At 44.4% G+C, this 12,870-nt stretch carries 16 protein-coding genes; 11 read left to right on the top strand and 5 right to left on the bottom strand.

Features of this window, described 5'->3' with window-relative positions:
- Positions 1 to 2,860, top strand: a 2,860-nt coding sequence (locus AAC853_RS10280; RefSeq protein ID WP_340614519.1) for a Tn3 family transposase, incomplete at its 5' end; no start/stop codon positions are given.
- A gap of 1,134 nt (positions 2,861 to 3,994) precedes the next feature.
- Here the strand turns inward: AAC853_RS10280 and AAC853_RS10275 are convergent.
- Together AAC853_RS10275 and AAC853_RS10270 are read right to left on the bottom strand one after the other, a co-directional pair.
- Positions 3,995 to 4,255, bottom strand: a complete 261-nt coding sequence (locus tag AAC853_RS10275; RefSeq protein WP_340614518.1) for a resolvase — start codon at positions 4,253 to 4,255, stop codon at positions 3,995 to 3,997.
- Positions 4,252 to 4,344 carry a hypothetical protein gene (locus AAC853_RS10270; RefSeq protein WP_340614520.1) on the bottom strand — a complete coding sequence of 31 codons (93 nt, stop codon included), beginning with the start codon at positions 4,342 to 4,344 and terminating at the stop codon, positions 4,252 to 4,254. The genes AAC853_RS10275 and AAC853_RS10270 overlap by 4 nt, the downstream gene beginning before the upstream one ends.
- Positions 4,345 to 4,738: 394 nt before the next feature.
- Between AAC853_RS10270 and AAC853_RS10265 the strand changes: the two genes are divergently transcribed.
- Positions 4,739 to 5,881, top strand: coding sequence for a phage tail protein (locus AAC853_RS10265; RefSeq protein ID WP_340614517.1), 1,143 nt, complete (start codon positions 4,739 to 4,741; stop codon positions 5,879 to 5,881).
- A gap of 231 nt (positions 5,882 to 6,112) precedes the next feature.
- On the opposite strand, the gene AAC853_RS10260 is transcribed toward AAC853_RS10265, so the two are convergent.
- Complete coding sequence (locus AAC853_RS10260; protein ID WP_340614516.1) at positions 6,113 to 6,994, bottom strand: GNAT family protein; 882 nt, start codon at positions 6,992 to 6,994, stop codon at positions 6,113 to 6,115.
- A gap of 200 nt (positions 6,995 to 7,194) precedes the next feature.
- On the opposite strand from AAC853_RS10260, the gene AAC853_RS10255 reads away from it, so the two are divergent.
- Both AAC853_RS10255 and AAC853_RS10250 read left to right on the top strand, forming a co-directional pair.
- Positions 7,195 to 7,467: a plasmid stabilization protein gene (locus AAC853_RS10255; protein ID WP_340614515.1), complete on the top strand. Its 273-nt coding sequence runs from the start codon at positions 7,195 to 7,197 to the stop codon at positions 7,465 to 7,467.
- On the top strand, positions 7,451 to 7,768 hold the full coding sequence (locus AAC853_RS10250; protein WP_340614514.1) for a type II toxin-antitoxin system RelE/ParE family toxin: 318 nt from the start codon (positions 7,451 to 7,453) through the stop codon (positions 7,766 to 7,768). The genes AAC853_RS10255 and AAC853_RS10250 overlap by 17 nt, the downstream gene beginning before the upstream one ends.
- Positions 7,769 to 7,786: 18 nt before the next feature.
- Here the strand turns inward: AAC853_RS10250 and AAC853_RS10245 are convergent, their stop codons facing one another.
- Positions 7,787 to 8,155 carry a ProQ/FINO family protein gene (locus AAC853_RS10245; protein ID WP_340614513.1) on the bottom strand — a complete coding sequence of 123 codons (369 nt, stop codon included), beginning with the start codon at positions 8,153 to 8,155 and terminating at the stop codon, positions 7,787 to 7,789.
- Between the two features lie 725 nt (positions 8,156 to 8,880).
- On the opposite strand from AAC853_RS10245, the gene AAC853_RS10240 reads away from it, so the two are divergent.
- Genes AAC853_RS10240 through AAC853_RS10230 form a run of 3 tightly spaced genes read left to right on the top strand, consistent with a single transcriptional unit; the run spans position 8,881 to position 10,575 of the window.
- Positions 8,881 to 9,105, top strand: coding sequence for a hypothetical protein (locus AAC853_RS10240; protein WP_340614512.1), 225 nt, complete (start codon positions 8,881 to 8,883; stop codon positions 9,103 to 9,105).
- A complete protein-coding gene (locus AAC853_RS10235; protein WP_340614511.1) occupies positions 9,098 to 9,982 on the top strand; it encodes a site-specific integrase in 885 nt (294 codons plus the stop codon). Before AAC853_RS10240 ends, AAC853_RS10235 begins: the two co-directional genes overlap by 8 nt.
- Positions 9,979 to 10,575, top strand: a complete 597-nt coding sequence (locus AAC853_RS10230) for a hypothetical protein (protein ID WP_340614510.1) — start codon at positions 9,979 to 9,981, stop codon at positions 10,573 to 10,575. The genes AAC853_RS10235 and AAC853_RS10230 overlap by 4 nt, the downstream gene beginning before the upstream one ends.
- A gap of 448 nt (positions 10,576 to 11,023) precedes the next feature.
- On the opposite strand, the gene AAC853_RS10225 is transcribed toward AAC853_RS10230, so the two are convergent.
- Positions 11,024 to 11,593: a recombinase family protein gene (locus AAC853_RS10225; protein WP_340613282.1), complete on the bottom strand. Its 570-nt coding sequence runs from the start codon at positions 11,591 to 11,593 to the stop codon at positions 11,024 to 11,026.
- A 170-nt stretch (positions 11,594 to 11,763) separates the two neighbouring features.
- On the opposite strand from AAC853_RS10225, the gene AAC853_RS10220 reads away from it, so the two are divergent.
- The 4 genes from AAC853_RS10220 to AAC853_RS10205 form a co-directional block, all read left to right on the top strand.
- Positions 11,764 to 12,024, top strand: a complete 261-nt coding sequence (locus tag AAC853_RS10220) for a type II toxin-antitoxin system Phd/YefM family antitoxin (protein ID WP_338885859.1) — start codon at positions 11,764 to 11,766, stop codon at positions 12,022 to 12,024.
- Between the two features lie 25 nt (positions 12,025 to 12,049).
- The gene (locus tag AAC853_RS10215; RefSeq protein WP_338885858.1) at positions 12,050 to 12,328 is read left to right on the top strand and encodes an arylsulfatase regulator; all 279 of its coding nucleotides are present in this window, start codon (positions 12,050 to 12,052) and stop codon (positions 12,326 to 12,328) included.
- A 5-nt stretch (positions 12,329 to 12,333) separates the two neighbouring features.
- Positions 12,334 to 12,648 carry a type II toxin-antitoxin system RelE/ParE family toxin gene (locus AAC853_RS10210; RefSeq protein ID WP_340613280.1) on the top strand — a complete coding sequence of 105 codons (315 nt, stop codon included), beginning with the start codon at positions 12,334 to 12,336 and terminating at the stop codon, positions 12,646 to 12,648.
- Positions 12,649 to 12,679: 31 nt separating this feature from the next.
- On the top strand, positions 12,680 to 12,870 hold a 191-nt coding region (locus AAC853_RS10205; protein ID WP_340614509.1), incomplete at its 3' end, for a DUF4158 domain-containing protein.

The following is a 12,870-nucleotide window of genomic DNA, read 5'->3' as shown; positions in this document are numbered from 1 at the left end:
GAAACAACAGTTTTTCAACTTATCACTTGATAAGGTCATCCAGGATGTTCAGTATATTGCGGCTACGTATTATAGCGATACTGATGCGGCCCGGTTCACAGGCTCACTCTCCCGCAAATACAGGCGCAGTCAGCGGCAGGCCATACTCTCGCTCTTTGGTTACCGAAACTGGTCTCCGCAATATACAACTGAAATAGAATCTCATCTCGCCTATTTGTTGCGTTACTATCCCAAAGGGCACAGTGCGTTTCGTCAACTGCTGACGTATTTTGAGCATCAAAAATTGATGCTCCCGTCCTACCGAATTCTACAGGATATTTTCAGCCACGCCTTTATTGCGGAGGAAAATCGCCTGAATGCGGCAGTTTCCTTGTTGCCTGCCGTAATCACTGAGCAACTGGACGCTTTGGTACAGCGGGATGACGGTATCACTGCCCTTAATATTATCCGTGCCGACCAAAAGGATTTTCAGTACACCGCTGTCAGAATGGAAGTAGATAAGGCATTGCGTATTGAAGATCTCTATCAGTTTACTCGGGATTTTCTGCCTTCTCTGGCGTTGTCAAAAAATGCTATCCGTTACTATGCGGAAATGGCCGAACAATATGCTGCCTCCCGGTTGCGCAGACTTAGCAAAACCCAACAGTGGCTACAGGCCTTGTGTTTCGTCTATCACCGTTATCAGCAAATCATGGATAATCTGATTATCAGCTTTTGTTATCACACACGGGCGATCATGGATGCCGGTAAAATTTATGCGTCGATAGCCCACATGGATCACAGTGCCAAAGTCGTCACGGATTTTCCCGGACTGGCAAAGTTTCTGAAATGGTTTCCAGAACGGAACCCAAACATGAGCCAGACCGAACTGAATGAAGTGGCATTCAGTATGTTGCCCAAAACACAATTTTCCGTTATGGCAGACTTTTTGGAAGGCAAATCTTTTGATAAGAAAGCGGCGTTGTGGGAATACTATGGTCAGTCATCCCGCTTGCTCTCGTTGTATCTGCGTCCGATATTTACCCGGGTAAAATTGGAATATTATAAGAAAGACAGTCAAATAGGCGAACTGATCCATGTATTGAAAACACATTACGCCAGTGGAAAAAGTCCAGCCGCCTTAAAAATCTGCGATGAGCTGGGATTCACCATTCCCAAAAGTATGAATGCCTACCTGAAGCGGAAACCCTCGGACACTCGAATCGATCCGTATTTATTTGAGTTTTTTGTCTATTTAAAGATGCTCCATGAGATTGAACGAGGCCGTCTGTATTGCAATGACAGTGTCTCGTACTGTGATATTGATACCGATCTGGTTGACGATACGCTGGTTGATCACGTTGAAAAGATCGCGGCGGAGTTTGGTTATTCCCGCCTTCCTGTTTACTGTGACCAGCGTCTTGATGAAGCGCTACAGGAGCTGGATGAAGCCTGGGAGAGGACGACTCACAATATTCGTGAAAATAACAATCCCGGCTTTAACGTTCGTGAAACCAAAACCGGACAACAACACTGGAGTCTGCACTATGACAGCGTTGAAAAGCTGGACGATGCTTTTTTCAAAAACTTGCCCAAAGCTGAAATTGCTAACATTGTCATGTTCATCGGTGAGCTGACTGACCTATGGCGTGGATTTACCCACCTGAAAGACCGTTATACTAAGCGGAAAAAACCGTTACCGTTGGCAATTAATGCCTGTTTGTTGTCGGAAGCCTTTGGATTTGGTGCATTGAAAATGGCGGATATGTCGGATATGGAACTCAACCCACTTCGCGCAGTACGGGAAGATTTTATTCGGGTGGATACGCTTTGTGCAGCCAATGAAATCGTCAGCAATCATATCCATTCACTGGCGATCTTCAAACAGTGGAATCTCATGGATAACAAACTATTGGCTGATGCAGACGGGCAAAAATTTGCAACGACAGACAGTACGATACAATCCCGTTATTCCAGAAAGCATCTGGGTAAAGGCCGTGGCATCTCGCTCTACACACTGCTCGCCAATTACGTGGCGGTTAATGCGAAAAATATTGGTCTGAATGAGTACGAAGGTCATTCATTGTACGACATGATTTACAACAATAAAACGGATATCGATATTCATATGGTGACAGGGGATAACCACTCACTGAACAAGCTGAATTTCGTCACTCTGGATTCTATCGACGTAGATTATGTTCCCAGTATCAAGAAGGTGCGTCACGCAGCTGACGCTATTTATTCAGCGAAACCTCTGGATTATGATACTGGTATTCTCAAACCTAAAGGGGTGATTAATATCGAACGTATCCGCTCTCAGCGGCGAGGCGTTCTGCGTGTATTGCTTTCACTGATCATGCAGGAAAATACCCAGAGCAATATCATCCGAAAACTGAACTCTCACGCCCGTTACGCCAGATTAAAAGCGGCGTTGTTTGAATATAATGCCCTCTTCAAGAGCACTCATGTTCTCAATCTGATAGATGATATGGCACTCAGAAAAGCGATCCGAAGCGCCCGAAACCGGACAGAAGCCTATCATCAGCTTCAAAGTAACATCCGAAAAACGTACAACGGTATCTTCAAGGGTAAAAAAATCGTTGAAAACCGGGTCAGTGCTCATGCAGCCAGATTGGTTGCCAACTGCATCATTGCCTACAACAGTATGATCCTGAATGCGGTCTACCAGAAGATGCTGGCCAACGGTGTTTCTCAAGAAATTATTGATGAGTTTACGCGGATTTCGCCGATTGCCTGGACACACACGTTGTTCACGGGGCGATACAACTTTAAGAGAAATAACGGAAAAATCGATGTAGAAGCGATGGCGAGGATATTGGAGTCTCACCTGAAACAACATTTTTGGCGGGATGACTGATCAGGGTTTTCTCTCAAAGTTTACAGATCTGGGGGTTCTTCTGATGGACCCGCTGTAGACCCCTCAGCACAGTTTTCGGCTCAACCCTGCAAAACCCATTATTTTCTCCCCAAAAAACACGCAAAATAGCGCACAGACATTTTTCAGAGAGTGAATAATTATGCACTCCCCCACACACATATCAATTTGATATTGGAATTGTGACGAACATCTTATTTTTATAAATTTTCTCACGGGAGAAAAATTTGCAGCGATGAAAAAAATCGTCTGGTTTCACGGTGACCGTGCATCAGATTAACAGCGGATGATATAACGCTTCCTCGCATTGACAGACTTCGCTAGTCAATACTGCGGCGAGCGTTGCGGATCTCACAGAGTGAAAAATTGATCAAGTCCCAGATGTAACAAAGCCGAGAACAGTGGTTAAACTGGCTCGGCTCTGGTACTCTAAATCTTGTATGCATCTCTGCCAAGATTCGACGTAGCAATCCTATCTTAGCAGAGGGAAGCTAGCGAGTCACTACTTCCTTAAAACCATTCAACGACTATAACCCATTGCATACCCCTTGATTGATTCGGACTTCGCCCGGTCTCCAAAAGGATAAACAGGCAAATTGTGGTAATCACGTCCCGTCAAACGACATGACGGCTCTGCCTCCGAATCACGCTGCGGTCTCACAAAGTACAGTGCGTACCTGATAAAGAACTCAATCAACGGGACAGGGAATCTAGGATAAACGTCGAAAGAATCCCAAACGGAAAAAACACAAGCGATGATATGTATAATGGATGTCGCTTCGCTCCTCTCAAGGTTATACCACATTGGGGCATTAGGCTTTTTTACACAAAATCCTAATTTTTGTTTATTTTTTAACCAAAATCAAAAAGGATTTCTGGAGGATTTTTTTGTTTTGACACGCTAATTATAAGTTTTTTTTATGTGTTAAGTTAACGTTCTCTGGTTTGTGGTTCAAGCCAGTATTCTTTATCCTACTTCAGCAATTGAGTGCAGTCGCCTTCTGAAAATGACAATTCAGTACGAAAAAATACTGATTTCAACGTCTCACATAGCTGGTACGCATCAATTATCATTGATGGCACCATAATCGTACACGTCAGCATATGAAAATATGTTCAAAAAACACCCAATCCCTGATGCCGGAAATTTCGGCGGTTCCGGCATAAAACCCCAAAGTAGGTTGCTCTGGATATTCCCGTCCTTTCCATGACTTCTTTCATCGATGCTTCCTGAATTATCATATTTTTGGCCTGAACTGCACTTCTATGTGGCTTTCTACCAAACTTGACCCCAGACTCTTTAGCAAATTGCCGACCTTCATTGGTACGCTCAAGAATACGCTCACGCTCTGCTTCGGCCAGAATCTGAACCATCATTTGCCCATCGTTCCTTCAGTACTGAGACTGTTGTCTAAGAAACGAATAGCAATCCCTTTTTTATAGCAGTTATCGACAATCTTAATCATGTCCGAAGTGTTGCAACCTAAACGATCCATTTTGGTACATATGATGGTGTCGTCTGTTTTTCCGGTCATTTTATCCGTGAAGATCCTGTCTTCACGAACACCCGTCTGTTTCAGCGCGGCAATCTGAACATCCGGTTTTTATTGTGACGTTGATAACGCCTGTTGGATTACTTACATCGTGTCAATTTTTATCAAAAAATCAAGAAATTTTATTAATATCTAGCCTGTCATTTTATGTCATTCTTCCGTTAAGATAGGGAACTAGTTGTTTGAATTCAAACCGTACTCTCCAGTGTTGATGAACCAATTTTATTGATGTTCATAGGCGGAGAAGTATCCCACCGCCTTCATGTTATTTAGCAATGTGTATTGTTGATTAAATGAGGGAATAATTATGCAAGATAAAAAACCTGAATCAATATCCTCAAAAAATGAAGAAGTAATAGTTCCAACAATGGATGATGTCAAAAAAGCAATCAAGGAAGCGATCGAAGAACATATTAAAACTCGTGAGCATCCTTATGCAACATTAGAAGACAAAGGTTTTGTTACTCTTAGTAATGAGGTTGAGAGTGATAGTGAAATAACGGTAGCTACATCCAGAGCAGTTAAAAGAGTGTATGATTTAGCAAACAAAGCCAATATCAATGATAATAATTACGTACCTTCTAGTCGAAAAGTAAATGGGAAAGCACTTTCTTCTGATATTTCATTAAATGCACCGGATGTTGGGGCATACAGCACAGGTGAAACAGACAAACGCGTCAATGATGCCAAGGCACTGGCGAACGCTGCTCAGACTGCCGCCAACAATGCCAATGATAACGCCAACGGTCGTGTGCCATCCAGTCGTACAGTTAACGGTAAACTGCTATCGGGGGATATCACGTTAAACGCCGCTGATGTTGGGGCGTACAGCAGAAGTGAGACAGACAAGCACGTCAATGATGCCAAGGCACTGGCGAACGCTGCCCAGACTGCCGCCAACAATGCCAATAATAATGCTAATGCACGTTTGTCTAAAGATCAAAACGGAGCTGATATACCCAATAAGGTTGAGTTAAAAAATTTAGGATTAGCGGTGCAAAGCTCAGGAGAATCATCTCTACCTGTTGGTGTTCCTATTCCTTGGCCGACAACAACTCCACCAACAGGCTGGCTCATATGTAATGGCGGCTGGTTTGATAAAACAAAATATCCGAAACTTGCTCTTGCCTACCCATCTGGATGGTTGCCTGACTTACGGGGGGAGTTTATCCGTGGTGTAGATGCAGGACGTGGTGCTGATTACGGACGTAGAATATTATCATCACAGCTTGATTGTGTTCAGGATCATGCCCATCTTTCAGGAATTGAAAGTACCTTTAATTTTAGTGTACCACCAAATGGCTCTCATCGTAACGTTCCGGGAAGATTTGAGGAGTATGGGGGAAACAGTTCTAGTGGTCCTATTAATCAATATTGGAATAATATAAGAACAGGCCCAGAAACTCGCCCACGTAACGTAGCATTCCTATATATTGTAAAAGCCGCATAATACGCAAAAACAAAAAATTACCTGCTATATAGGGGAATTTAATGAAACCCATAAAAATAGAATAAATATCACTATAAATATTTATTCACAAGCCCATCATTAGGTGATTTTAATATAAAAGCCAACAACCTTCTACTAAAATAGAGGGTTGTCAAGTAAATACACCATGTTATTAGTTGATGTTTATGGTTGATATGAGCATTTAATATTTTTATGTGAAATATTGCTATTTTAAAATGTTATCAATCTATATAATTTATCTCTTTTACACCAACGATCTTTATAATCAAAAGTCGGCCTACCAAAACTAAATCTCATTTCAAGGTTATTACTTGAAGTATACTCAATAGCTTCTTTTACATTCACCCACATTGCAATTGTTCCTATAGATACTCCTTTAATATCTATATCTTTCCTTCCCATATTATGATAATCATAATTAACCCAGTTTGAGCACTCTTTTTTTAAAACATATTGCATTGCCACTGGTTTTCCATCAAAAAAAAGCAAATTACCATATCTTAATGTTGGTAATTCCTTTAAAAACTCCACCATTTCTTTTTTTAAAATATGTTCTCCCCTCATTGATAAATACAAATCATCATAAATATCCACTAATTGTTCAACTGGAAAATTCAGAGTTCCTATTATTTCACCACCAGCTTTTATAAATTTGTTTAATTCTCTATTACGTGTGGAAGCGGATTTTTTCGAAGGGTGTTTCACTAAGCAAATTTCTCTACGAGAATTTATAATGTGTGAGCAATTAATAAATTCATTACTGTTCATTGAAGATAAAAACTTAGTCTTAAATGGAATGATTGATTTTTTTCCCTTCTCGACAGGGAATAGCAACTCATCAAAATTTAATGGGTATTTGTTTATTTTATGCTTTAATACTACACTCTGATCTCCAGCCAAGAAATTATTCTCCCACGTACAAATAGCTGCCGTTATATTATTATATTTATCAGTTTTAACGAAGTATTTTTCATGAAGATTAAATCTTTCATGTAGAAAAGAAAGCACTTCTGGTGAAGTGACTATTCCTCCTCCAAATAATTCATATGTGTCTTTATAATTTTTATAATTAGCCTTCTTCCATCCAAACATTATATTTTTCCTTTTTAAAAAAGATAACAATAACTGAAGTATAGCAACATTCTTGCAGCTAGCCTTACTTAGGGCGATTCCGGCTCGCAACCATAAAATCAGCTGTTTTTAGTGCCTTAATTTAATCAATTAAATTTTATGGCGTATAATCGGCATAGATCAGTCTTTTGATACAACTCACAGAAATTTGGAGTATGACCATGAGCAACACAACTCACTATGAAAACGCCAACTTCCTGCGTGAACTGGCAGAAAATCTGCCCCAGATCATGCCCGGCACCGACGCAGTCCGAAACGCAGAATTTCTGCAACGGTTAGCTAACGAGGAATTGGCACAAGCCGAGTACGAAGAACGGGTAAGAACCAAAGTTGCGATCGCCCGCGCCGACAGTCGCCCAGGAATGAGCACTGGACAGCTTCGTCAGCAGTTGCAAAGCCGTTATCAGGAGTTACGAGATGTCGTATCACGTTGAATGGAAACAAGGCGCTATCGAGGACGTTATGGCACTTTTTGACTATATCGCCGAAAATTCATCACTCTGGGATGCCAGAAATGTGACGGATCGCCTCCTGAATTCCACTGACAAACTGGCAGAGTTTCCCCGCCTGTACGAAATGGATCAACGCTACGGCGAAAATGTACGCCGCATAAGTCTGGCAGGACAGCATGTCCTTTACGAAGTAGACGATCAAGCGAAGCAGGTTAACGTACTGGCAGTCGTTGGACAACGGCAGAATCCCCACTCAATACGCGAGCAGGGGGCAAACGAATAACGCCCAGAAATGGATGGTTCAAGACTTTTTTGCGTTTCTTACGAGAGCCGCCTTTGCATTACGCCGGGCTATCTGCCCTTTCGCTCTCTCTTGCTGTTCATCTGAAACCATCCCATAGGCTTTTCCATCAAGTCCGTAACGCTCACCGCCTTGTGCTAGCGCATCCTGATACTTATAGCGGCAGGTGTACTTCACGAGAGCTTTTCTCAGTATTTCTTTGTTAAAAGGCAATCCACGGGCTTCTGCATCTGAAATAAGGTCTTCCAGCACACCCACTTTAAGAGGACGCGGCACCCGGTAACAAAACAAAGCTGACCAGAAACCTTCTAACAATGCCTTTGCTTCCCGCTCAAATTGTTTTTTCTCTTCTTCAGTTTCTGTTGCCATAGTGCTATCTCATTAAAAACATAGTTAAAATGGGCATTCTACATACTGTTTCACTCGCGTAACAGAACCGTTAACACCTCCCCTTTTAATTAAATAGACCATAAAACAACCAATCCACATAAAACTCACGCCATTCAGCTTTTGATGCCCTGCTTTTTCATCAGGCACACAACGTTATCCACAGTAAGCGTGGACAACACGCCGCCATTCCGTTCAACAGGTAGATGAGTCACGTATTGAGGCCATCTACTGCAGCCAAATTTGAGAGTTCCGTGAGTCGTAAACCCTATTTTATCCTCCCATTAGTTTTCACCATAAATACTCGCTATGCCCAATTTTTTAATTGTTGGGCATAGCGAGTATTTATGGCTTTACCATATTTATACGCAATATTTTAAACGCAACTATCATTAGCCCGGTTTTTACGCTATTGTGAAATCTGTGATAAGCCTGGTGCCCTTTGACGCACTCCTGCTACACCGGATACAGGTCAACGATCCGAGATTTCTGTCACCCAACAGCCCATTTGGCGATTTCTGACGCGTACAGCCCAAACGCCACTGAGCCAGTGTCATGGCCGCGATTCACCCACGCTGACGGGTAACAAGGCGAGATTAGTCCGAGCCTGAACCACATCGGTTCAAACAGGGGCAAATAGACATTCAATTGTCGCTGAACCTTTTCAGGTCAGTAGTTCTTACACCCCCAAACCCGTGGAGACACATATGCCCCAGTTTGATGCAGGCAATGAGCTGGCCGTGCTGCGCGAACAGACCCGTATTATCCGCAAGAGGCGTTACCGGAAATCCCGCCTCGATCGTCACGCCGGCGAACTGTTGCAACTGCACCGTGAAGGAGCCAGCGCCGCAGAGTTGCAACGCTGGCTCAGGGAAAAACGTATCCGGGTAGTTCTTTCCACCGTCACCCGCTGGCTGGCGCGCAATGGCTAAATTCGCCAGTCCGGCCAGGCAGGCCGCCTCCGTCATAAAGGCCATGCAGGGCAGCGCGTTACGCTCCGTTGGCACCGTGCGCAATTATGAGCAGGCTTTAACCCGCGTGGCTGAATGGGTGAAATCCTCCCGCGCCTGTTCCGACCTGAGAAAACTGACCCCGGCGACAGCCATTGACTATCTGGAAACCCGCGGTGAAGCCGTCGGACAGAAAACACTGGACATGGAACGGCAGGCCATTCAGGCCATGATGCACCACGTCACCAGCGCATTACCCCACGGCCAGACCCTTCCGGTTATCCGATCTGAAAGTCCTCAGGTGTTGACCGGCCGCGCTTACACTCCGGCACAAGTGGCGCTGATTGCCAGTGCACAGATGGCCAAAAACGCGCTGGCCACTGAGCTGGCATATGCGGCCGGACTCAGAGCCCACGAACTGCACACACTGGCACCCGTCCGGGAGTGCCCGGCTGACGAAAGGCCGGCGACAGAAACCAAATGGAACGGCCGCAACGGCCATCTGTACACCGTGCATGGGAAAGGGGGGTTGGTTCGCGAAGTTCTGATCCCTCATCATCTGGCAGAACGGCTGGAAACCCTGCGTCGCCCTGAACCTCGGACGGTAACAGACCGGGGAATAAATTACCTTTCCCGCTATGAGGTTGGTGCAGGTAAAGCCTGGACAAACAGTTTCAGCGCGGCGGCCAACCGCGTGCTGGGCTGGTCTGCCGGTGCGCATGGCCTGCGCCACTCCTACGCCCAGGAGCGCATGAGCGAATTGCAACGGCAGGGACTTGTCCGGGAGGACGCACTGACCACCGTCAGTCAGGAAATGGGGCATTTCCGACCGAATATTACGGAGACTTACCTGCGATGAAATGGCGTGTAATGACAGCGTTGGCATTTCTGCTTGTTCTTTCCGTTGTCAGCTTTGGCATTTATGCCAGCATGAGTGATCTTATCGTCGGTATATTGGCCGAAAATGACCGAATCAGGGTGATTGCACAGGGATTTGCCGTCGTCATTCACTTTTGGCCTGTTGCGCTGGCCGGAGCAGCGCTGGGCGGCGCTCTCACACTTATGGTTTCCGCGCCAGCGTTCAGCACAGCGCAGGATGCAGATCACGAGAACCAGCGTAGGTACTACCGGCAACAGGCCGAAGCCGCAGAACGTCGTGTTGAAAGCGCCGAGAAAGCCGCGCACCAACGGTTACAAACACAACTCCAGGCCGCAGAAACACGAGAAAGAGAAGCCTCTTGCGCTTTAGACCGTGCCAGACAACTTGAACAAGACGTAGTGACCAAAGTCAGAAACATCATTGCAGAAACCGAAAGGCAGCGAGCCGCCGCTGCGTATGAAGTCGAACAGAGCCGTATCAAAACTCAGGATGCAGAACGTCGACGCCGGAATGCCACGGCTACAGCAGAAAGACTGCGCCGGAAACAGAATCAGAAATCCATTAAAAGCTGACTTTATCCAAAAAATGTTTTGTTAGATTGCCGGCATATCGGCGGTGCTACAAAACACATCCTGGATCGATCGTATCTTGCACCAACAAATGGAGCATACCCGGCATTTATGGTAATCGTATTTACCTATTGAAATATGAACAAAATATCCCCAGATATGAAATTAATTATAATCTTAAAGAGGTGATTTTATGTCTGGCTCAGTTAACCTTCCTCACACTTGCCCCAATTGCGGAAAAACAGCACGTACATCAAGCGAATTATTATCTCTCTTTGGATACAGAACAGTTCCATCCGGAGCAACTAACCAAAGTTGGTGCCGAGTTTGTCGTTCAAACAGAAGATAACATTTAAGACGCACAAGCGCCTTATTTAACATAACACCCGTTGCCAGAACCGCCTGTACGGGTCCTGTGGAAGAACCCCCAGATCTGTAAACTTTGTGAGAGCTACGAGTTATCCACGTGCTTAAATGTGTTCAAAACACGGTAGATGGTTGCTTCGCCTAGCTTGAACTCCTTGGCTAACTGACCAATCGTAGTGCCGGACTGACGCTTGAGATAAATATCATTTCGTATATCTTCGGTTAACTTAGCGGGGCGCCCGAATCTGACACCATTCTCTTTCGCTTTGGCGATCCCTTCCGCCTGGCGTTCACTGCGTAAGTCATTTTCAAACTCCGCGATGGTGGCCAGCATATTGAACATAAGACGCCCTGTTGACGTTCGGGTATCAATATTTTGATCCAGAACGACCAAATCAATATTTTCTTGCTGAAAGCGACTAGAAATTTGTGATAAATGATCCACTGAACGTGCAAGCCGGTCTAATTTTGTGACGATCAGCGTATCACCTTCACGCAAGTAATCCATACAGGCTTGGTATTGCGGGCGGTGTACTGTCCGACCACTGCGTTTTTCCTGATAAAGACGTTCACACTCCGCTTGTCTTAATTTTTCCAGCTGAATGTCTAAACTTTGAGCTGTTGAGCTGACCCGCGCATAACCAATTTTTGCCATAACCTATCATTATCCTTTAGACCATTTGATTGAGTACTTATGATAGGACTTTTGAGAGTCATTTGCAGTGGTTGTCAAAAAGTATACTTTTTGATAGTCTTAAATTTGATCATATCGTTCGATTCGTTTATATTGTTTGAATCATGCCATGATTCAATGAGAGGACTATTATGGATGCTCTTTCTGCCAATGAAGCCAAAACCCAGTTTGGTGACATGCTACTCAAAGCACAACGTGCCCCAATCCAAATCAATAAAAACGGAAAACCCGTTGCGGTGGTTATCTCAATGGATGAATACGAAAGTATTGAAACACTCCGGTTAAAATTATTGCAGTCAAGAGCTGAGCAGGCCAGAGTTGATATTGAATCCGGTAACACCCTCGATGGCGAAACCTTTTTTAATGAACTGATATCAGGTCAGTACGATTAGAACTTCACCTATTGAGGAGAAAAAAATGTCTGTAGCCGGACTGAGTGCAGAACAATTACAACGGGTGAAACGTATACACGAATATGCTCCCCGTTTTCCCCTGACAGAAACCGATGATGCGCAATTACTGAAAACCTGTTACGACTATATGGATACATTCAAACAGGTGATAGACAGTGCATCCACTGCCCGGCTGGATGATATTTGCCCGCAATACACCGGTTTTTTCCAATTCGCCAAACTCATGGAAATGTTGGCTCAGGGTATTGCTGAGGGTATTATCGACGTTCCAAGGGATCATTAGCCTTAATGACTATATCAAACTACCGCTTAACGCCTGATGCTCAGGCCGATCTGATTGAAATCCTTCGTTTTACTGTACAGCAATGGGGTAAGATGCAATCGGAAAAATACCTGTCCGGACTTCAACAAACCTTTCGTTTGCTGGCTTCTACCCCTGCACTGGGAAGAAGCAGGCCGGAAGTCGGATCGGGCGTATTGAGTTTTCCTTATGTCAGTCATGTCATTTATTACCTCATCCACGAACGGAAACCGGTGATATTTGGTGTGCTGCACAAACGGATGGTGCCTGCAAATCATCTGGACGGACGCGAAATGATTTGATTGTCTGGCCTCATTGAATCCGGGACTCGCAATGGAAAATATCAAGCGTATTCACTTATTATCCAATACCGAAATCGAAGAACTCTATGCCTGTCCCGAATTCAATGATCACGAACAAAACCTGTATTTTTCCTTAAGCCCGGCAGAACGGGCTGTTCTCGAACAGTTTCGCAATACCCAGACTCGTATCCATTTCATCCTGCAACTGGGTTATTTCAAGGC

The organism is Xenorhabdus thailandensis (assembly GCF_037996785.1).
In the GTDB taxonomy this organism is placed as follows: Bacteria; Pseudomonadota; Gammaproteobacteria; order Enterobacterales; family Enterobacteriaceae; genus Xenorhabdus; species Xenorhabdus griffiniae.
The sequence above is the reverse complement of the archived record's forward strand: the minus strand, read 5'-3'. Positions and strand labels throughout refer to the sequence as shown.

What these genes read in the sequence shown, in the direction of transcription:
- AAC853_RS10275 (WP_340614518.1), bottom strand. Translation starts at nt 4,255, where the DNA reads ATGATGGTTCAGATTCTGGCCGAAGCAGAGCGTGAGCGTATTCTTGAG.
- AAC853_RS10270 (WP_340614520.1), bottom strand. Translation starts at nt 4,344, where the DNA reads ATGATTAAGATTGTCGATAACTGCTATAAAAAAGGGATTGCTATTCGT.
- AAC853_RS10265 (WP_340614517.1), top strand. Translation starts at nt 4,739, where the DNA reads ATGCAAGATAAAAAACCTGAATCAATATCCTCAAAAAATGAAGAAGTA.
- AAC853_RS10260 (WP_340614516.1), bottom strand. Translation starts at nt 6,994, where the DNA reads ATGTTTGGATGGAAGAAGGCTAATTATAAAAATTATAAAGACACATAT.
- AAC853_RS10255 (WP_340614515.1), top strand. Translation starts at nt 7,195, where the DNA reads ATGAGCAACACAACTCACTATGAAAACGCCAACTTCCTGCGTGAACTG.
- AAC853_RS10250 (WP_340614514.1), top strand. Translation starts at nt 7,451, where the DNA reads ATGTCGTATCACGTTGAATGGAAACAAGGCGCTATCGAGGACGTTATG.
- AAC853_RS10245 (WP_340614513.1), bottom strand. Translation starts at nt 8,155, where the DNA reads ATGGCAACAGAAACTGAAGAAGAGAAAAAACAATTTGAGCGGGAAGCA.
- AAC853_RS10240 (WP_340614512.1), top strand. Translation starts at nt 8,881, where the DNA reads ATGCCCCAGTTTGATGCAGGCAATGAGCTGGCCGTGCTGCGCGAACAG.
- AAC853_RS10235 (WP_340614511.1), top strand. Translation starts at nt 9,098, where the DNA reads ATGGCTAAATTCGCCAGTCCGGCCAGGCAGGCCGCCTCCGTCATAAAG.
- AAC853_RS10230 (WP_340614510.1), top strand. Translation starts at nt 9,979, where the DNA reads ATGAAATGGCGTGTAATGACAGCGTTGGCATTTCTGCTTGTTCTTTCC.
- AAC853_RS10225 (WP_340613282.1), bottom strand. Translation starts at nt 11,593, where the DNA reads ATGGCAAAAATTGGTTATGCGCGGGTCAGCTCAACAGCTCAAAGTTTA.
- AAC853_RS10220 (WP_338885859.1), top strand. Translation starts at nt 11,764, where the DNA reads ATGGATGCTCTTTCTGCCAATGAAGCCAAAACCCAGTTTGGTGACATG.
- AAC853_RS10215 (WP_338885858.1), top strand. Translation starts at nt 12,050, where the DNA reads ATGTCTGTAGCCGGACTGAGTGCAGAACAATTACAACGGGTGAAACGT.
- AAC853_RS10210 (WP_340613280.1), top strand. Translation starts at nt 12,334, where the DNA reads ATGACTATATCAAACTACCGCTTAACGCCTGATGCTCAGGCCGATCTG.